This is a genomic window from Streptomyces sp. TSRI0281 (assembly GCF_001905125.1).
GTDB lineage: Bacteria > Actinomycetota > Actinomycetes > Streptomycetales > Streptomycetaceae > Streptomyces.
The window spans coordinates 156090-176094 of record NZ_LWLE01000012.1; the positions used below are offsets into that span (position 1 = coordinate 156090).

Below are 20005 nucleotides of genomic sequence, written 5' to 3' on the forward strand. Positions count from 1 at the left end.
TCACAGCGGACCGAAGCGGTAGCCGAAGCCCCGCAGGGTCTGAATGTACCGGGGATCCCGGGACGGATCCTCGATCTTGGCCCGCAGCCGGCGCACACAGGCGTCCACCAGTCGGACGTCACTGTGGTAGCTGTGCTCCCAGACCTCTTCCAGGAGCCTCTGCCTGCTGAAGACCTGTCCCGGCACCGCGGACAGGTGCAGCAACAACTTCAGTTCGGAGGGCGCCAGTGCGATCTGGTCGCCCGACTTGACGACGCTGTGACCGGCGCGGTCGATGTCGAGTTCATCGTGGTGCTCAACGGCGGGTCTCGCGTCGACCGGGCCGTCGACGCGGCGCAGCACGGCACGTATGCGAGCCTCGATGACCTCGCTGCGGGCGGGCTTGACGATGTAGTCGTCCGCACCCGCCTCCAGCCCGACGACGATGTCGGTGTCGTCACCGCGCGCGGTCAGCATGATGATCGGCAACTGGCCGGCCGCGCGCACCCGGCGGCACACCTCGACGCCGCTCATGGCGGGCAGCATCAGGTCGAGCAGCAGGAGGTCGGGGCGAAACGCACGCAGTGCCTTCAGGCCGGCCTCCCCGGTCGCGGCGGCGAGGACCTCGTGCCCGCGCCGGCGCAGCCCGATCTCGACGCCCTCGCGCACGGAGGGGTCGTCTTCGACGAGGAGTACGCGTGGCATGGCGGTGTCTCCGGGGTCGTGGCGAATGGGACGGTGTTGCCATGACAGCAGTCTGGGGAACACCGGGCCGTATCGGAAATCAATGATCTGTCCGTAACTGGCGTGATCGGACCGGTCGTCATGGGCGGGTGCGAGCCCGGAGCGGTGCGTCGGAGGGCCACGAGCGACAGCCGCGGTGACAGGACGGCGATCACCTCCGCCGAGGGCGAGCTCGTGCGGCCGTCGAAACCGCTCACTGCGCACGAGGTCGTCAGTCCTGGACGGCGCCGGTCGTGTGGCCGAACTCGGCAAGGATGTCGCGGGCGTTCTTCCGCGCCTCCAGAGCGGTTCCCGGATCGCCCGCCGCGTCCGCCGAGTCGCCCAGGTGAGTGAGCAGGGATGCCTCATTGAACCGGTCGCCGAACTCGCGGTAGATGCACAGGGCTTGCTCGTAACAGGCAATGGCTTCCCGGTGCCGTCCCACCCGGTGGTACACCAGGCCGAGGGTGTCCAAGGTGGCGCTCTCGCCGTTGCGGTCACCGATCTCCCGCTGGAGGGCCAGAGCCTGCTCGCAGCATTCGCGGGCCGTGGGATACCGGCCGAGCTGAGTGTTGCACCAGCCCATGTTGTTGAGAGCCCGGGCCTGGCCCAACCGATTGTCGACCAACCGGTAGTTCGTCAGCGCGGAGGTGGCCTCCGCCAGGGCGGAGGCGAAGTCGTGCTGCCGCTCGAACACCAGGGTCAGGGTGTTGTGACAGTGCGCCTGTCCGAGCGGGTCGTTGAGCTCGTGAAACAGCAGGACGGCCCGGCGCAGGAGCAGGCCGGCTTCCCCGTAGCGGCCCATCCTGGCGTTGGCGCGCCCCAGTTCACCGAGCGCCACGCCGATCCCCGGCCGGTCGTCCAGCCGCTGCGCGGCGTCCAGCGCGGCGTGCTGAGTGGCCACCCAGTCGGGCCAGTGGCCGCGCTGTTCCAGGTAGGTCGATATCGCCCTGGCCAGCAGACCCACATGGCTGTCGGGGGCCGATTCGACCGTGGCGAGCAGGGTCTGGTGCTCGGAGGCGAACCACGTCGAGGCGCTGTCGCGGTCCGTGAACGCCGCTGGCGGCACGCCCGGCGCGGGCGGGGGGAGGCTGATCGCATCACGAGGGCCCAGGAGCGTGGTGGCGGCGTACGCGGTGTGCAGGTAGTAGTCGACGAGCCGCCGCAGGGCACCCGCCCGGTCGGCGGGCGTGACGTGGTCGTGCGCCAACGTGGTGGTGTACGCCCGCAGCAGGTCGTGCATGCCGAACCTGTCCGGGCCGACGAAGTGCACCAGGTGTGCGCGGGTGAGCGTGTTCAGCGCCTGGCGGGTGTCGTCCGGACTGCGCCCGGCCAGGGCGGCGGACGCGTGCAGAGAGATATGGGGCCCGAACTGGAGGCCGAGCAGCCGGAAGAGGCGCGCGGCGGCCGCCGGCAGGTGCTCGTAGGACCAGGAGAACACCGCACTGACCGAATTGCCGACCGAGTCCAGCATGCCGAGGCGCCTGCGGCTGTCGGCCAGTTCGGAGACCAGATACGGCAGCGGGGTGGTACGCAGCGTGGCCGCGAGCTCGGCTGCCACCCGCAGTGCGAGGGGCAACCCCACGCACTGGAGCGCCAGTTCCTCGCCGACCCCCGTCCTGCTGTCCACGCGGTCACCGATCAGCCTGCGCAGCAGGTCCAGCGAGTCGCTCATCGGCAGCAGGTCGAGGCTGACCCTCCGGGCCCCGTGCCGGGCTATCAGCCCGCCCAGGGTGTCACGGCTGGTCACCACCACCGCGCAGGATCCCGTTCCGGGGAGCAGCGGGCGGACCTGCTCCACCGAGGAAACGTTGTCGAGCACGATGAGGACGTGGCGCCCGTTGAGTTCGGTCCGGTACCGGGCCATCCGGTCGGCCTCGTCCAGCGGGATCTCATGGGCGGGCAGGCCCAAGGCGGACAGCAGCCGGGTCAGGGCCTCGCTGCCGGACAGCGGCTGCTGTGGGTCGTAGCCCCGCAGGTCGACGTAGAGCTGGCCGTCCGAGAAACGCGACCGGACGCGGTGCGACCAGTGCAGGGCCAGTGCTGTCTTGCCGACGCCGGCGGTTCCGGAGATCACGGCCACGGGGACCGCGGCGCCCTCCGGCCGCGTCAGGACCTGATCGAGTTCGGCCAGTTCACGCTGCCGACCGACGAAGTCGGGCACGTCGCCCGGCAGCGTCGCGGGCACCAGCCTGCGCATCGGGAGCCCCACGGTGTGCCGGGCGTCATGCGTCAGCAGCGCCTGGTAGGCGGCGATCAGCTCGGGGCCCGGGTCCATCCCGAGCTCCTCGGCCAGCCGGCGCCGCACCTCGTGGTAGGCGTCGACGGCCGCCGCCCGTCGCCCTGCCGCGTCGTAGCCACGGATCAACCGGGCCAGCGCGGCCTCGTCCAGGGGGCGTGCGTGGGCGGCCTGCTCGAAGAGGGCGACCGCTTCGTCGGCGGCCCCGGCGGACAGTAACGTCTCGCCCTTGGCCGCCAGGGCCGCGAACCGTTCCTCGACCAGGGCGCGGGTCGCGGGATGGGCGGCCAGCGCGGGGACGTCGGAGAGCGGGGAGTCGGCCCGCCAGAGCCCCAGTGCCGAGTCGAACAGAGCGAGGGCGTCCGTGTGATCCCCTGCCTGCCGGGCCGCCGCCGCTCGGGTCAGTACACCTCGGAACGCGCGGACGTCGACGGCGCAGGCCTCCGTGGGCAGTACGTAGCCGTCGCCGGCGGAGGGCAGGACAGAACTGGGGGCGCGGGGCGAGCGCTGGGGTTCGAGCAGCTTCCGCAGATGCTTCACGTGCGTCTGGATCACGTTGACCGCCGAGTTGGGCGGGTCGTCCGACCACAGGGCGTCGATGAACTCCGCGCGGGACACCGGCCGGCCGCCGGCCAGCCCGAGGAGGCCGAGAACGGCCCGCCGCCCCGCCGTCGGTACGTCGTGCCGGACCGCCCCGTGCAGGACTCTGACCGGGCCCAGCAGTTGGATCCGCACGCATGGTTCCCCGTCTGTCGTCAATGCGTCCCTCGCCCCGTGTGAGGGATGACCACTCGCCGTCCAGTCGTCGTCCAGTCGTCATCCAGTACCGATTCATACGGTAGTCGAAAGATCGAATCGGGAGAGCGATGCTGCGTCTGCATGCCAATGAACACCCGCAGGGACCGCCGGCCGGTGTGGCCGAGTCCCTGCATGCGCTGGTCCCGGAGCTGCACCGGTACCCCAGCCGGGAGGGCGCCCTGCAAGCCGCGATCGCGGAACTGCACGACGTCCCGCTCAACCGGGTTCTGGTCGGCGCGGGCAGTGCCGAGATCATCAGCCTGGCCTGGCGCGTGTTCACCGGGCCGGGGCGGGCGGCGTTCTTCCATGAGCCCGAGTTCGAGTTCTATCCGATGCTGAGTGCTCAGTGCGGCACCGCGGCACTGACCCGGGCGTGGCCGCCCGAGGAGCACCTCGCCGAGTATCTCCGGCAGGAGCGGGTCGGTCTGATGGCCCTGTCCAACCCGCACAACCCCACGGGCGCCTGGCAGCCCCGACAGGCGATTGCCGACCTGGCGGGACGCCTGCCCGACACCACCGTCGTCCTCAATGACGAGGCGTACTACGACTATGTGGACGTGCCGGACGCCGGGCCGTCGCTCAAGGCGCTGTCCGAACTGCCCAACGTGCTGACCACCAGGACCTTTTCGAAGATCTATGGTCTGGCCGGCCTGCGGGTCGGCTACGGCGTCGGCAACGCCCGGCTGATCGGCCTGCTGCGTTCACTGCAGACGCCCTTCAGTGTCAGCAGCACCGCGTGCTCCGCCGCCCTGGCAGCCCTGGCCGATCAGACGCTGGTCCTGGACCGTCGCGCCCGGAACCGGGAGCAACGAGAGGCCATGGCAGCCGCGTTGACCGAACGCGGATTCGAGGCGGAGCCCAGCCAGGCCAACTTCCTGTATGTCCGGCCGCCGCGTGGCACCGCGGACTGGGTGGCCGATCTGCTCGACCGCGGCGTCCGTGTCTACCCCGTCGGTAGCGCACTGCGGGTGACGGTCGGCTCCGCTGCCGAGACCGCCGTTCTCATCGCCGCGGTCGACGACGTTCTGACCAGCATTCAGACCAAGAGCATGGAGGAAATATGACCAGTCCAGGCATTGATGACCTTTACAACCACACGCTCTCCGCCTTCGCGATCTCGGCGTCCTGGGAACTGGGCCTGCTGGATCGGCTGGAGAGCTCCGAGTCGCCGGTGGACCTCCGTGACTTCTCCCGGGAGCAGGACCTGGACGCTCCCTCCGTCGAGGCCATCGCCCGGGGCCTGGCCCTCGTCGGCGTCATTGTGCTCAGCGCGGACCACACCACGGCCAGGCCGGGCCCGCTGTTCGCCGACACCCTGGCGAAGAAGGGCTTCTTCTACTGGCTCACCCGCGGCTGCGGCGAACTCTTCACCACCATGCCGGAGCTGGTCCGCAACGCCAACCGACCCGACGGATTCACGGTCCGCCGTGACTACAAGGCCATCGGTCTGGGGGCCCGCGAGGCGGGTTTCTCCTACGTGGACCCGGCGTTCTACAAGATCATCGCGGACCGCGGCCTGCGCCACGGTGCCGACCTCGGCTGCGGCAGCGGTGAACGGCTGATCAAACTGGCCGGGAGCGACCCGGAGTTCCGCGGGATCGGTGTGGACTTCGCCGCCGGAGCGCTGTCGCTCGCCACCGAGTCGGTTGCCCGGGCCGGCCTCAGCGACCGGATCTCCGTGGTGCACGGCGACGCGACCCGGATGGAACACCGCCCCGCATTCGACCAGGTCGACTTCGTGTGCACCTTCATGATGGGACACGACCTGTGGCCGCGGGCCGAATGCCTGGCCAGCCTCAAGCTGATCGGTGAGGCGTTCCCCCGGGCCACCGACCTCATCATCTGCGACACCTACCGCTCCGACCTGCCGTCCACCGAACGGCACCCGGTCTTCACCCTCGGCTTCGAGACCGCGCACGCCGTCATGGGACAGATGATCCCCTCGCTGGACGAGTGGACGGACGTGCTGGCCGAGGCCGGCTGGCTCCGGACGGACGTCATCGACTTCGACCTCCCCCCGTACACGGCGCTCATGCACCTCACCCGCGAGGTGACGGGCGAATGAACGCCCCTGCTGCGGCGGGCAGGCACATCCTCGTCCTCAATCGTTTTGATCAGGGCGTGGGCTGCGACTACACCGCGTACATCGACCACACCGCCGACCGGGTCGCCTACCTCGTCCCGCCGGCGGGGATCAGCGGCGTCGACGCCGGAACGGCGGAAACCGTGGACGTCGTCGACGACCTCGCGGACTGGCAGGCGGTCTCGGAACGGGCAGGTGACATCGTGCGGCGCTTCGGTCCGGTGGACCATGTCGTCGCCCTCTTCGAACGTGACCTCGAAACCGCGGCGGCCCTGCGCGAGCTGCTCGGGGTTCCGGGCCCCCGGCCGGACGACATCGCGCGGGTGCGCGACAAGGTGCCGATGAAACAGCTGGTGGCATCGGCGGGCCTGCGGGTACCGCGGTTCGTGGAGGCCCGCGAGCCCGAGCAGGTACGCCGGCTCGCCGCCGAGTGCGGCTTCCCGGTCGTGCTCAAGCCCCGCGACGGCTCCGGAAGCCAGGGCATCTACCTGATCAACTCCCCGGGCTCGCTGGAGGAGACGCTCGCGCTCCCTCTGGAGAACTATCTCTGCGAGGAGTTCGTCAGCGGGACGATGTACCAGGTGGACGGGGTGATCCAGGACGGGACCGTACGGGTCCTGCGCGCCTTCCGCCTGCTCAACACGTGCCTGGACTACGCCCTGGGCGACTCGTTCGGTTCGGTGGCCGCCGACGATCCGGAGCTGGAACGGCGGCTGACGGGCTACTCGGAGGTGGTGCTGAACGCCCTCGGCGTGCGCAGCAGCGTGTTCCACCTCGAAGTGTTCACTGTCGACCCGACCGGGCCGGGGGAGTACGACGGGCTCGTGTTCCTGGAGGTGGCCGCGCGGGCCGGCGGTGCGGAACTCCCGCACATCTGGCGCGACGTGTACCGGCTCGACCTGCTGGAGATCGCCACCCGGCTGGCACTCGACGAGTCCCCGGTACTGGCCTCGCACGGCCCCACGGGCGAGGCCGGCGGCTATCTCCTCATCCCGGAGCCGCCGGTGCGGCCCTGCCGCGTCCTGTCGACCACCTCGCTCCTCGACCGGGTGCCCGAGATGTATGCGGAGATCCTGCCCGAGGCGGGCGCGATCCTGAACGGCACCGGCGGGGCGAAGGAGACCGGTGGCCGCTACCGGTTCCGTGCGAGCAGCGGCGACCGCATCGCGCTCGCGATCGGCCGGGTGCTCGCCGAGTACCGTCTCGACTGGGAGCCGGTGGCGGAAGGGGACCTTCCGGTGATCCGGGCAGCCGGACGTGCGCAGTCGGTGGCGCGTCCGTGAGCAAGGCCCCGGCGGTGCCGCGCTTCAGCCAGGTGTTCGTCATCCGCGAGTTCCGCATGCTGTGGCTGGCACAGCTGATCTCGGTGGGCGGCAACCAGCTCGCCCGGGTGGCGCTGGCCGTGCTCGTGTTCGACAGGAGCGCATCGGCGGGGCTGGCAGCACTGACCTACGCCCTGACCCTGCTGCCGGAACTGGTCGGCGGTCCGATGCTCTCCTGGCTGGCGGACCGCTGCCCACGGCGCGGGCTGATGGTGGTGTGCGACCTGGTCCGAACGGGCTTGGTCGCCGTCATGGCCGTGCCCGGCATGCCACTGTGGCTGCTGTGCGCACTGGTCGTCGCCGTGCAGTTGGTCCAGTCGCCGCACATGGCGGCCCGAGCGGCGCTGCTCCCGACGATCGCGCTCGGTGAGCGCTATCTGGCCGCGTCGGCGGTCGTCAACCTGACCGCTCAGCTCGGCCAGCTCGCCGGGTTCGCGGCGGGGGGCGCGGTGGTCGCTGCGCTGGGCCCCTCGCAGGCGCTCCTGGTCAACGCCGCTACGTTCATGCTCTCGGCGGCGCTCACCCGGTTCGGCCTCGCGCGGCGCCCGAGGCCGAGGCCGAGCGGCCCCGCGCCGGCCGGCGCCCGGTGGAGTGTGATCACCGGTGGTGCCGGCCTGGTCCGGGCCGACCGCCGATTGCGCCTGCTGGTGGCGTTCGGCGCCGTGTCGGGCTTCTACGCCTGCAAGGAAGGCCTGGCCACCCCCTACGCGGAGGCCTTGGGGGAGGGACCGGCCGGGGCGGGGTTCCTCCTCGCGGCAAGTCCGGCCGGCGCGGTGGTCGGCATGCTCGTCATCACCCGATGGGTGAAGCCGGACCGTGCTCTCAAGCTGCTCGGGCCGCTGGCCATGGCCTCGTGCGCGGTGCTGATGCTCACCCCGGTGTCCTCGGGCATCGCCGTGACCTGCGTGCTGTGGGCGGCGTCCGGGCTGTTCTCGGCGTTCCAGCTCCCCGCGAACGCCGAGTACAGCCTCTCGGTCCCCGACTCCGAGCGCGGCAAGGCGTTCGGCCTGGCCTCCGCCGCTGTCCGGGTGGCCCAGGGAGCCGGCATCTCGATGGCCGGTCTCGCCACCGCCGTCGCCCCGGTGCCCCACGTCATCGCGGCGTTCGGTGCCGTCGGCGCGGCGGCCTCCGGACTTCTGGCGATCCGCTGGTCCAGGATGCCGCCCCGCGTCGCCGACTCCACGGGCGAACCCGTACGGACACCGAACCACCTGACTTCACGTCCCACTGACTTATCCAAGGACCTCGAATGACCACTACCGCACCGACGAACACCGAGCCACCGAAGGAACAGCTGCGCAGCACCCTGCGTTCGCACCACCTCACCATGCTCGCGATGGGCGGAGTGATCGGGTCCGGCCTGTTCGTCGGTTCCGGCGCCGGCATCAGCGTGGCGGGACCGGGGATCGTGCTGTCCTACGTGGCCGCCGGTGCGCTCACCCTGCTGGTGATGCGCATGATGGCCGAGATGGCCGCGGCGTACCCCTCCAGCGGTTCCTTCTCCGTGCACGCGGAGCGTGCCTTCGGCGCGTGGGCCGGGTTCACCATCGGCTGGATGTACTGGCTGACTCTGGTCGTGGTGCTCGCACTCGAATCGACCGCGGCCGCCGTCATCGTCCACAGCTGGCTGCCGGCCGTCCCCCAGTGGCTGCTGGTGCTGCTCTTCATGGCGGTCTTCACCGCGATCAACCTCACCGAGGTCGCGAACTTCGGCGAGTTCGAGTTCTGGTTCGCCCTGATCAAGGTCGCGGCGATCGTGGGATTCCTCCTGATCGGCGTGCTGGCGATCGTCGGCGTGCTCCCCGGCGGGGACTCCGGTGCGCTCAGCGGCGACCTGCTGCCCCATGGCTGGGCCGGAGTGGCGGCGGGACTCACCATCGCCGTCCCGGCTTTCGGCGGCCTGGAGATCGTCACCATCGCAGCCGCGGAGTCCGACGACCCCGCCCGCGCCACCGGCCGGGCCGTCCGCAGCGCAGTCTGGCGCATCGCGATCTTCTACATCGGCTCGATGGTGGTCATCGTCAGCCTGCTGCCCTGGTCCGACGAGTTCCTCGGCGTCGGCCCGTTCGCCGCCGTCCTCGACCACATCGGCGTGCCCGCCGCGGCGAAGATCATTCAACTCATCGTCCTGATCGCCCTGCTGTCCGCGCTCAACGCCAACACCTACGCCGCCGCACGGATGGCCTTCTCCCTGGCCCGCCGCGGCCAGGCACCCGCCCTGCTGGCCCGGCTCAGCCGGACCGGAGTCCCCTATCCGGCCGTGCTCGCCTCCGCCGCTTTCGGATTCGTCGGGGTCGTCCTCAACCTGCTGTGGCCGCGCACGGTCTTCCTCCACCTGCTCAATGCGATCGGGGCCGTGCTCCTGCTGGTGTGGATCCTGGTCGCCTGCTCCCAACTCCGCCTCCGCCCGCGCCTGCCGGCGGCCTCGCCGGTGCGGATGTGGGGACACCCGTACCTGAGCTGGGCCGCCCTCACCGTCATGGTCGCGCTGCTCGGGCTCATGGCCGTGAGGCCCGACACCCGGGTCCAGCTGATCAGCTCGGCCGTGCTCGCCGCGATCGTCCTCACCGTCGGACTGATCCGCGGTCGCCGCACAATCGCGGCGACCGAAAAGTAGAGAGAGAGCCATGGACCGCATCTCGCTGACCCGCGAATATCTCGCCGAGCTGGCCGAGGAAGGGCGCGCCGGCCACTCCTGGCCGGGAGGCCGGGCCGGTTCGGAACTGCTCGACGGGATGTACGAAGGGAGGTATCTGTCCCGGCCGCTGTTCCTCGGCCACGCCGACCGTGTGCGGATACACAGCGACCTGGAGAACCTGCGCACCGCCCTGGCGGCCCTTCCCGATCTGCTCTTCGGCGGCGATTTCGGGGCGTTCGCCCGTGCGGTCGGACTGACCGACGTCCAGATCTCCGCCGTGATGCGTGGCCGCGGGATGGCGATGAGCCGTCAGACCCGGGCCGACCTGTACGTCGACGACACAGGCTTCAAACTGCTGGAACTCAACATCGGCAGTGCCGTTGCCGGCATGGACAACGCCGACATGTGCCGGGAGTTGCTCACACACCCGCCCCTCGCGGCCTTCGCCGAGCGCCACAGGCTCGGCTTCGTGGACTCGCTGCGGGAACAGGTCAACAACATCATCGTGGAGAGCGGATTCCGACACGGCGACCGTCCCGTGGTCGCCCTGGCCGACTGGCCGGACGGCTACGAGCGGATGCTCCCGTACATGAAGGCGCTCTGCGAGCGTTGGGGCGGGTACGGGCTCGATGCGCACCCCTGCCACGTCGGGCAGTTGGAGGCGAGGGACGGCAGGGTCTGGCTCGGGGACAAGCCCGTGGACATCGTGTTCCGGGTGTTCCTGATCGGCGATCTGCTGGAGTCCGCGGAGGCACTGCGCCTGGTGGACCCGATCCTCGATGCGGCCGAGCGCGGCGAGGTCCGGATATTCACGCCGCTGGACTCGGCCGTGTATGCCAGTAAGGGTGCGCTCGCCCTGCTCTCCGACGAGTGCAATCGGGGACTGTTCGGCAAGGACGTGCTCGCCAGCCTCGATCGCATCCTGCCGTGGACGCGCATGGTCCGCCCGGGGACGGTCACCCTGGAGAGCGGCGACCGCGTCGATCTCGTCGATTACGCGCTGGCCCACCGGCAGGAACTGGTCCTCAAGCCCACCTCGCTGGCCGGCGGCAACGGAGTGTTGCCCGGCTGGACGGAGGGACTGACGGCGCAGCAGTGGAGTGAGCGGATCCTCGCCGCGCTCGACGGTCCGTACGTCATCCAGCGACGGGTCCGGCCGACGGTCGAACTCTTCCCCGACGACCAGGGCGAACTCCATCCCTGGACACCCCTCTGGGGGGTCTTCACCGTGGTGAACGGCCACGGCGGTGCCTTTATCCGTGCCACCCCCGCCACCTCCGGAGGCCTCGTCGTCAACCTCGCCACCGGGGCCTACGGGGGCGCCGTGCTCCACGAACTGCCGCCGCACGGGCAGGCCATCGACGTGTGAGGAGCTCCGACATGCACGAACTCGCCCTCAACGAGCACCCCTTGCCACCCCTGGGAACGGGCGCACATCCGCACCCAAGTCTTTCCGGGTGAGGGCGTACGGCCGACCATCGGCGACCGCGGGGACAACGACGCCGTCCTCGATGCCCTGCGCGACTGCTCCCCGTCCTCGACCGTGCAGCGGGAGAACAGGGACGGCTATTCGGAGGGCGGTTCGCTATCGAGCGGGCAACGAGAAAGGAATGCCGGCTCCTGGCGAACGAGTGGGGCTCGTTGAAGTAATCCGATCAACGCGCCGGGACGGCCCCCCAGTTCCTGAGCGCTGTCCCGGTGTGCGGCGGCCCCGGTGGCCTCATCAAGATCAAAATGGACCAAGACGCACGGAATCGATATCAACCGGCGCATGACGGCAGGCAAAGATTGCAGAGGGTGACCGAATCCCCTCAACGCCTCCCAACGGCACCGGATCGCGACTCCAAAGAGCGTTGCCGCTGAGCCAATCCGCTACTAAGATCCGTACGGACGCCGCCGGTCAACCATTGGCAATCGATCGGAAAGGAACTCGGCGTTCTCCAATCGGCATGGCGCTAAAGTCGAACGGCGCCACGAAATCGAGGGGTACCGTATGGCCAATCCGTTCGAGGACGCCGACTCCACCTACATGGTCCTCGTGAATTCGGAGGGACAGCACTCGCTCTGGCCCGTTGCCATCGACGTGCCGACCGGCTGGGAGATCGTGCTTCCCGAGTCGAGCAGGGACGCATGTCTTTCCTATGTGGATGAGCAATGGACCGACATGCGCCCGAAGAGCCTCATAGAGGCCATGACTCGCTGACCACGAGAACAAAGGATCCTCCTGAGAAGAATCCTCCGATGCAGGAACGATACGGCGAACAAGATCCTCACCTCCGCCCCCCGGACATCGTGGGCATCACCGACCAGATCATCCGGACGGACGGCGTAACGGCGGACCGGCTCGGCCTGCGACTCTGCGACGACCTGTCCTTCGACGCATGGCACTCGGTGGGCCACCGGATCATCGACGTCAGCGAGTCGTCGGCGTGGTGGATCGGGGACTGGATCATCTTCGGTCAGCAGTGCTACCGCACCCGCTACCGTGACGCAATCGCGGGTACACAGCTCGACTATCAGACCCTGCGTAACTATGCCTGGGTGGCTCGGAAGTTCGACATTGCGCGACGCCGTGCGGAGCTGACGTTCCAGCACCATATGGAAGTGGCCGCACTTCCACCCGTGGAGCAGGATCACTGGCTGGACTTCGCCATCAAGTTCGGGTGGTCAAGAAATGAACTCAGGAAGCAGATAAAGGCGGCCGGTGAATCACCGGAAGGTACGGAATCACAGCCGGATCCCGAGGCGTATCAGCTGCGCCTCGTCTTGAGCCAGGACCGAATTCGTCGCTGGCGGGCAGCAGCCCGACGGCAGAACTTAGACCTGGCCGACTGGATCGCGAATGCCGTCGACAAAGCGGCATCCTAGACGCATGATCCGTCGCCGCTTCCGCTACATGAGAGGCCAGCGCAGGTGCGCTCAGAGCTCGACGCCAAGGCAGTCGTGTGTTCCATTTCGTCGGATGCACACACCTGGAATCTCGTCTACTTGCAATTGCTTCTCGAAGACTTGGGATTCGACGTACGAAACCTGGGAGCATGCACCGAAGTCGCCGACCTCATGAAGCTCTGCCGCACCGAGCCGCCGGTACTCGTCGTGCTCAGTACGGTCAACGGCCACGGTCACATCGAGGGTCCCGCGTACGCGGGGGCGGTCCGCTCACTGCCCGGCTGCCGTGACACCAAAGTGGTGATCGGCGGAAAGCTGGGAATCGACGGGGCGGGCGACCAGTACACCGCCGCGCTCCTCGCCGCCGGGTTCGACGCGGTCTTCAGCCCCGGAGAAGCCGAACTGGCACGCTTCCGGGAGGATGTCGCGCCGCTCGCCCGCACCGGGACCCGCCATGCCCGGATACCGACCCCGACCGAGGTCACGTGAACAGCCCACACCTCGCGGTCAGTGTCTTCTCGCGGTACGTACGGGACTCGGCACGGGCCACCGGTGTTCCGGTCGTCCAGCCCCGCATGGGCTTCTCCGATCCCGAGGCGATGCGCCAGGGCCTGGCCGCCGTGAAGGCGGTGGGGTTCCCCGCCTGCGGCACCCTGACGCTGGACAGCTACACGAGGGTCGGCGACCACGGGGCAGCCCGCGCGGCATGCTCGGACGGCGTCCCGCTCAACGGCTATCCGATCGTGGCGCACGGGGCGCAGCGCACCCGGGCGGTACTGGCGGGTCTCGTCGGAGACGACTTCCCGGTCCAGGTCCGGCACGGCTCCGCAGCACCCTTCGATCTCTTCGAGGTGATGCTCGCCGCGGGTGTGCGGGCGAGCGAGGGCGGTCCGGTCTCGTACTGCCTGCCGTACGGAAGGGTGCCACTGGCGACGGCCGTCGCCGAATGGCAGCGTGCCTGTGAACTCCTCGCGTCGGCCGGCGGCGTACATATGGAGACGTTCGGCGGATGCATGCTCGGGCAGCTGTGCCCACCGAGCCTCCTCGTCGCCCTCTCGTTGCTGGAGGCGATGTTCTTCCAGCAGCACGGACTGCGCAGCCTGTCGCTCAGCTACGCCCAGCAGACGTCCTTGGAACAGGACGTCGAGGCGGTCCTCGCCCTGCGCAGTCTCGCCGCACAGTTCCTCCCCGGAGTCGACTGGCACGTCGTCATCTACACCTACATGGGGGTGTACCCGCACGATCCCGCGAAGGCGGGCCACCTTCTGCGGGGCAGCGCCGAACTCGCGGTGCTGACCGGCACCGAGCGGCTCATCGTGAAGACCCCGGCCGAGCACTCCAGGATCCCGACCGTCGACGAGAACGTGAGCTCGTTACGTACCGCGGCGAACCACGCACGGCAGGTGCGCGCGAACCTCGCCGCGCCGGCCGGACAGAGCCCCGCCTCCGCTCTCCGCTCCGAGGCCCTGGCCCTCATCGAGTCCGTGCTGTCGCTGGACGACCGCATGGGCACGGCTCTGCTGCGGGCCTTTCGCACCGGACTGCTCGACGTGCCGTACTGCATCCACCCGGACAACCGGAATCGCTCGCGCAGCTTCCTCGACCCGGCCGGCCGGCTGCAATGGCGCAGCACCGGGAACATGGCGGTCCGCCCGCATCCCGGTGCGTCCACGGACACCGTCGCGGGGCGGCGCGCCGAGCAGTTCGAGCGACAGCTGTCCCACTGGAACCGCGCCGAGACCTCCTACAGCACTGCCTCCGCGCCGACACTCATCGACGGTTTGCCGACCTGCCCGAGCCAGGCTCGGAGCCGAACGGGAAAGTCCTCATGATCCCCCTGTCTTTCGCACAGCAACGCCTGTGGTTCATCGACCAGGCCGAAGGACCGACGGCCGCCTACAACATTCCGCTGGCGATACACCTCCGGGGAAGCATCGTCCCGGAGGCGATGCGGGCAGCGCTCACCGATGTGGTGAAGCGCCATGAGAGCCTGCGGACCGTGTTCGTGGACATCGACGGTGTGCCGCACCAGCAGATCCTGGACGCGGAAGCGGCCCACGTTCCGTTCCGTGTCATGGAGTCGGGCGAGGAAGCGGCCCGTGACCTGCTCGTCCGGGAGGCTGCCGCCCCGTTCGATCTGTCCGCCGGAATCCCCCTGCGCGCTCTGCTGTGCCAGGTGGGGCCGAGGGAATCCGTGCTGTCACTGGTCATCCATCACATCGCGAGCGACGGCTGGTCGACCGGCCCGCTGGTGCGCGACCTCGGTATCGCCTATGCCGCGCGCTGCGCGGGAGCCGCACCCGAGTGGACCGAACTCCCGGTCCAGTACGCGGATTACGCGATCTGGCAGCGTGATGTGCTCGGCACGGAGGGCGACCCGGAGAGCGACCTGGCCCGGCAGTCGGCCTATTGGTCGAAGCGGCTCGCCGGGACACCCCATGAGGCGACGCCGGTCACGGACCGGCCGCGCCCGGCAGTGGGCAGCGGGCGCGGTGCCGCGGTACCGGTCCGCATCGACGCGGATCTGCGCCGCCGCATGGCGGGACTGGCGCGGGAGACCCGGGCGACCCCGTTCATGGTGCTGCACGCGGCGCTGGCCGTGCTGCTGCGCGAGTTCGGTACGGGCGACGACGTTCCCATCGGCACGGTCACTTCGGGCCGGACCGACGACGCGCTGCACGATCTGATCGGGTTCTTCGTCAACACGCTGGTGCTGCGCACCGATGTGTCGGCCGACCCCACATTCCGTGAACTCCTCGCGCGGGTACGGGAGACGGACCTGGCGGCGTACGCGCACGCGGACCTGCCGTTCGAGCGCCTCGTCGAGCTCCTGAAACCGGCCCGGTCATTGGCCCTGCACCCGCTGTTCCAGGTGATGCTGTCCGTTCACCAGGATGCCGACCTGGAATTCTCCGTGGGTCCGCTCGCCGGAAGGATCGTGCCGGTGGACGTACCCGTGGCCAAGTTCGACCTCGCGCTCTCGCTGATGGAGCGGTCGGACGGGACAGGTGCCGCGCGTGGCATCGACGGTGAACTCCGTTACGCCACCGATCTGTTCGACCGCACGACGGCGGAGCGGATGGCTGCCGCGCTCCTGCGGATTCTGGACGGGGCAACCGCCGGCCCGGACGTCCCCGTCGGGCGGATCCCGGTCCTCGGCCCCGAGGACAGGGAGCGCGTCCTGGACTGGGGGCGCGGCCCGGCTGGCCCTGAGCCGGACTCCCGAGGCTTTCTCGGCCTGTTCGAGGCGCAGGTGCGACGCACGCCCACCGCCATGGCGGTGGTCCACGGCCGCACCCGGCTGAGCTACGCGGAACTGGACGCGCGGGCCAACAGCCTGGCCCGGCTGCTCCGCCGACAGGGCGTGGACAACGGACAGTTCGTGGCGCTCGCACTCCCTCGGGGTACGGACGCCGTGACGGCGATGATCGGCGTACTCAAGGCCGGGGCCGCATATGTGCCCATAGACCCGGAGCATCCGGCGGACCGCATCGCGTTCATGCTGGACGACGCGCGGCCCGCGCTGCTGCTCACTTCGCGCGCGGTAACCGGCCTGCCCGCCGTCCGGATGCCCGTGCTGCGGCTGGACGACGAGGCGACCCTGAGCCGGCTGGCCCAGCTGCCGGCCACACCTCCCGAGGGAGCCGTACAGGATCCTCGGTATCCCGCCTACGTGATCTACACATCAGGTTCGACCGGCCGCCCGAAGGGCGTGGTGATCCCGCGCAGCGCGCTCGCCGACTACGTGAGCTGGTGCGCGAACGCGTACCCGGGGATGTCCGGTGTGGCGGTCGTCCCGTCGCCCCTGTCGTTCGACCTGACCGTCACCGGCCTGTGCACGCCGCTGACGGTCGGCGGCTGCGTCTGCCTGGCCTCGGTCACCGAGCCGACCGATGACGAACTCGCCGGTGTCGCCTCCTTTCCCGCCACCTTCCTCAAAGCGACCCCCAGCCATGTCGCGATCCTCGACGAGGCGGAGGCCGGATTCTCACCCTCGGGAGAACTTCTTCTCGGTGGTGAGTCACTCAGCGCCGAGATGCTGGAGAACTGGCGCGTCCGCCATCCCAAAGCCACTGTTCTCCATGTCTACGGGCAGACCGAGACGACGGTGAACTGCACCGAGTACCTCATCCGACCGGGCCAGGAAATACCCTCCGGTGTCCTGCCGGTGGGCCGTCCCCAGGCGCGGCAGGGCGTGTACGTCCTCAATTCCGCGCTCCAGCCCGCACCGCCCGGCGTGGTCGGAGAAATCCATGTGACCGGGGCCGGTCTCGCACACGGATATCTCAACCGGCCCGGACTGACCGCCGAGCGCTTTGTCGCCGATCCTTTCGGCGCACCCGGCGGGCGGATGTATCGCACGGGAGATCTCGGCCGCTGGAACAAGGACGGCGACCTCGAATTCGTGGGGCGCGCCGATCAGCAGGTGAAGATTCACGGCTTCCGTGTCGAACTCGGCGAGATCGAGGCCGTGGTCGCGGGCCATCCGGACATCGGCCGGGCCGCCGTCGTCATGCACGACGTGCGGGGCGACCGGCGCCTGGTGGCGTACGCCGTGCCCGCCGAGCCGGGAGACGCGCCCGACGTGTCCGACATCCGTACGCACCTGCGGGGCCAGCTGCCCGCCTACATGGTGCCCTCGGCCGTAGTGGTCGTGCCCGAGCTGCCGCTCACGCCGAACGGGAAGCTGGACCGGGCGGCGCTGCCGCAGCCCGACCCCACGCCGTCCGCGCAGCACATCGCGCCGCGCACCCCTGGTGAGGCCGAGCTGTGCGCGCTGTTCGCCGGCGTTCTCGGCACCGGTGCGGTCGGCGTCGACCAGGACTTCTTCGCGCTCGGCGGGCACTCGCTGCTCGGCATCCAGCTGATGCGCAGGATCGACGAGCGGTTCGGGGTGACGCTGCGGATCCGTGACCTGTTCGAGGCGCCGACGGTCGCCGGGCTCGCCCGCCGGGTTGCCGACGGATCGCGGCACGACACGTTCGACGTGCTGCTGCCGCTACGGGCCTCGGGCAGCAGGCTGCCGCTGTTCTGCTTCCATCCCGGGGGTGGAGTCGGCTGGTGTTACAGCGGCCTGCTCGGCCGGATCGACCCGCAGATCCCGCTGTACGGGCTGCAGGCGCGCGGGCTGGCCGACACCGCCGCGCGGCCCGGCTCGGTGGAGGCGATGGCGCGCGACTACGTCGATACGCTGCGCGGCGTCCAGGCCCGCGGGCCCTACCGTCTCTTGGGCTGGTCCTTCGGCGGGCTCGTCGCCCACGCCGTCGCGACCCTGCTGCAGGAGGCGGGCGAGGAGGTCGAGCTTCTCGCGATGCTGGACACGTTTCCCTCCTCGCGGATCACCGGCGAGAGCGAGCCGGAGGGTCCCGACCCGGCGTCGGGCCCCGACCCGGCGTCGGCGGACGCCCTTGGGCAACTGCTGACGGGCCTGCGGCAGGCCCGGGCGAAGAGCCCGGCCTCTGCGGCCGTGCAGCGTCAGGTCGATGCGCTGGGCGCCGCCATCGGCGGTCTGGACGGGATCACCGAGGACGAACTGCCGCGGGTGGTCGAGACGATCCTGCACCACCAGGAGCTGCGCGAGGAGCATGTGCCGCGTCAGTTCCGGGGCGATCTGCTCTACTTCACCGCGAACCGGGGGCGGCCCGAGGACGCGCCCACCGCCCGGTGCTGGGAGCCGTTCGTCGCCGGCCGCGTCAGCGACGTACCGCTGGACTGCCGCCACGGCGAAATGATGAGCCCCACCGTCCTGGACAGCATCGCGCCGGTCATCCACAGGTCGCTCAGCGATCGTTGAGCCCGAGGGCTGTCCCGCCGGGGATGACGGGACAGCCCTCGGCGGCGCCGTGCGGAGTCAGCGCACGACGCCGCTCACCTCGGTCGGCTGCGGGGGCCGCGGCCGGACACGGCGCAGCCCGCACAGGACGGCGCTGACGACACCCAGGCCGAGCGTGGCCAGGGTGGCGGAGAGGAGTGTGCGGCCCGCGCCCCAGCCGGCGACGATCAGTCCACCGATCCCGATTCCGGCCGGGCCCGACGTCACCAGGAGCGCGCTCCTGGCCGCGAGTACCTGCGCGAGGTCGTCCGCGCCGACGGTGCGCTGGATGAGGGCGGTCGAGGTGGCGCCGAAGGGGGCGTAGAGCACGCCGACGGCACCGAAACAGGGCACTGTCACGGCGATCGGTGCTCCCAGGCCCAGCGGCAGGAGGGCGAGGCCCGCGCCGATCACGCTGCCGTTGAGGACGAGCCAGTGCGGCAGCCGTCCCAGGTGTGCGGCGAGCAGTCCGCCGCCGACAGCACCCGCGCCGAATGCCGCGAAGTGCCACGCCAGGACCGAGGCCGGGGCCTTGAGATCGTCGGCGACATGCACCGGCAGACCGACCTCGATGGGTCCGTACAGCAGGTAGAAGCCGAACGTCAGTGCCATCACGCCGAGGAGCGCCGGCTGGCGGGCGATGAACCGGAACCCTGCGGTCCGGTCCTTGTCCCGCTTCGCCTGCTCGGTACGGGGCATCGTCGGCAGCGCGAACCGGCAGGTGACCGCCAGGATCGCGAAGGTGAGCGCGTCGACCGCCAGCGCCCACAGCGCTCCGACCCAGGCGATGAGCAGTCCGGCGATCACCGGTCCGATCAGGATCCCGGTCTGGCTGAGCGTCGAGATCAGTGCGTTGGCCGACAGGTGCCGGGACTTGGGAAGCATCTCCGCGACCAGTGTGTAGTACCCGGCCGAGCCCCACGAGCGCAGCAGCGACGAGGCGGCCAGCAGCCCCACGTACACGCCGATGGACAGGACGTCGAAGAGGGCCGCGACGGGTATCAGGCCCAGCCCCACCGTCCGCAGCCACGCGTTCCACGCGAGGAGCTGGGCTCCGCCGCGCCCCCGCATCAGCGGCCCCAGCAGCACCACCCCCGCGGCACCCGGCAGCGTGTAGGCGCCCACGGCAAGCGCGACCCACAGTCCGTAGCCCTGCTGGGGGGCCAGCTGCAACGCCAGCCAGCTGACCGCGACGGCACTCATGCCGTCACCGAGGAACGAAACGATGAACCCCGGCCATACGCGCCGCAGCCGCGGGTGCGATAACACCGGAGCAAAGGGGACGTACCGCTCGACCCGCCGCGCTGTTTGAGCCACCACTTGCCTTTCGTTCTCCCGTTGAAGCGCGCCGCGTCCTGCCGTAAAGAGCAGCACCGGGACTATGCCCGTCCCGCCGGCGAGACATCGGGAATTCGGCGGCCCGCTTCGCACACGACCAGTCCCACCAGCCACCTACCATACGGATCCGCCTCCAACTGACGACCTCTGGCCATCTGTTGAAAATCGCTTTCTGCATATGCTC

The 20005-nt window shown here is 69.8% G+C and carries 14 protein-coding genes; 11 read left to right on the top strand and 3 right to left on the bottom strand.

The window, feature by feature from the left end; all coding sequences use genetic code 11:
* Together A6A29_RS18525 and A6A29_RS18530 are read right to left on the bottom strand one after the other, a co-directional pair.
* On the bottom strand, positions 1 to 684 hold the full coding sequence (locus A6A29_RS18525) for a response regulator transcription factor (RefSeq protein ID WP_073721207.1): 684 nt from the start codon (positions 682 to 684) through the stop codon (positions 1 to 3).
* 250 nt (positions 685 to 934) lie between these two features.
* The gene (locus A6A29_RS18530) at positions 935 to 3676 is read right to left on the bottom strand and encodes an AfsR/SARP family transcriptional regulator (protein ID WP_143197004.1); all 2742 of its coding nucleotides are present in this window, start codon (positions 3674 to 3676) and stop codon (positions 935 to 937) included.
* Positions 3677 to 3807: 131 nt separating this feature from the next.
* Between A6A29_RS18530 and A6A29_RS18535 the strand changes: the two genes are divergently transcribed.
* The 11 genes from A6A29_RS18535 to A6A29_RS18585 all read left to right on the top strand — a co-directional run bounded on the left by A6A29_RS18535 (position 3808) and on the right by A6A29_RS18585 (position 18465).
* Positions 3808 to 4803 carry a pyridoxal phosphate-dependent aminotransferase gene (locus A6A29_RS18535; protein WP_073721209.1) on the top strand — a complete coding sequence of 332 codons (996 nt, stop codon included), beginning with the start codon at positions 3808 to 3810 and terminating at the stop codon, positions 4801 to 4803.
* Positions 4800 to 5804 (top strand): SAM-dependent methyltransferase, encoded by a 1005-nt coding sequence (locus A6A29_RS18540; RefSeq protein WP_073721210.1) that lies wholly within the window; start codon positions 4800 to 4802, stop codon positions 5802 to 5804. Before A6A29_RS18535 ends, A6A29_RS18540 begins: the two co-directional genes overlap by 4 nt.
* Positions 5801 to 7105, top strand: a complete 1305-nt coding sequence (locus A6A29_RS18545) for an ATP-grasp domain-containing protein (RefSeq protein WP_079182846.1) — start codon at positions 5801 to 5803, stop codon at positions 7103 to 7105. The genes A6A29_RS18540 and A6A29_RS18545 overlap by 4 nt, the downstream gene beginning before the upstream one ends.
* Positions 7102 to 8397 carry an MFS transporter gene (locus A6A29_RS18550; protein ID WP_073721212.1) on the top strand — a complete coding sequence of 432 codons (1296 nt, stop codon included), beginning with the start codon at positions 7102 to 7104 and terminating at the stop codon, positions 8395 to 8397. Before A6A29_RS18545 ends, A6A29_RS18550 begins: the two co-directional genes overlap by 4 nt.
* Positions 8394 to 9761, top strand: coding sequence for an amino acid permease (locus tag A6A29_RS18555; RefSeq protein ID WP_073721213.1), 1368 nt, complete (start codon positions 8394 to 8396; stop codon positions 9759 to 9761). The genes A6A29_RS18550 and A6A29_RS18555 overlap by 4 nt, the downstream gene beginning before the upstream one ends.
* Before the next feature lie 10 nt (positions 9762 to 9771).
* A complete protein-coding gene (locus A6A29_RS18560) occupies positions 9772 to 11151 on the top strand; it encodes a hypothetical protein (protein WP_073721214.1) in 1380 nt (459 codons plus the stop codon).
* Positions 11152 to 11775: 624 nt separating this feature from the next.
* Positions 11776 to 11985 carry an MbtH family protein gene (locus A6A29_RS18565; protein WP_073721215.1) on the top strand — a complete coding sequence of 70 codons (210 nt, stop codon included), beginning with the start codon at positions 11776 to 11778 and terminating at the stop codon, positions 11983 to 11985.
* Between the two features lie 38 nt (positions 11986 to 12023).
* A complete protein-coding gene (locus A6A29_RS18570; protein WP_198953104.1) occupies positions 12024 to 12650 on the top strand; it encodes an LmbU family transcriptional regulator in 627 nt (208 codons plus the stop codon).
* A gap of 120 nt (positions 12651 to 12770) precedes the next feature.
* Entirely contained in the window at positions 12771 to 13160 is a 390-nt protein-coding gene (locus tag A6A29_RS18575) for a cobalamin B12-binding domain-containing protein (protein ID WP_241838540.1), read from the top strand.
* Positions 13157 to 14503 carry a hypothetical protein gene (locus A6A29_RS18580; protein ID WP_073721217.1) on the top strand — a complete coding sequence of 449 codons (1347 nt, stop codon included), beginning with the start codon at positions 13157 to 13159 and terminating at the stop codon, positions 14501 to 14503. Before A6A29_RS18575 ends, A6A29_RS18580 begins: the two co-directional genes overlap by 4 nt.
* Positions 14500 to 18465, top strand: coding sequence for a non-ribosomal peptide synthetase (locus tag A6A29_RS18585; protein WP_073721218.1), 3966 nt, complete (start codon positions 14500 to 14502; stop codon positions 18463 to 18465). Before A6A29_RS18580 ends, A6A29_RS18585 begins: the two co-directional genes overlap by 4 nt.
* 57 nt (positions 18466 to 18522) lie before the next feature.
* Here A6A29_RS18585 and A6A29_RS18590 read toward each other — a convergent pair whose 3' ends face one another.
* Entirely contained in the window at positions 18523 to 19935 is a 1413-nt protein-coding gene (locus A6A29_RS18590; protein WP_107468246.1) for an MFS transporter, read from the bottom strand.
* Positions 19936 to 20005: the final 70 nt, after the last annotated feature.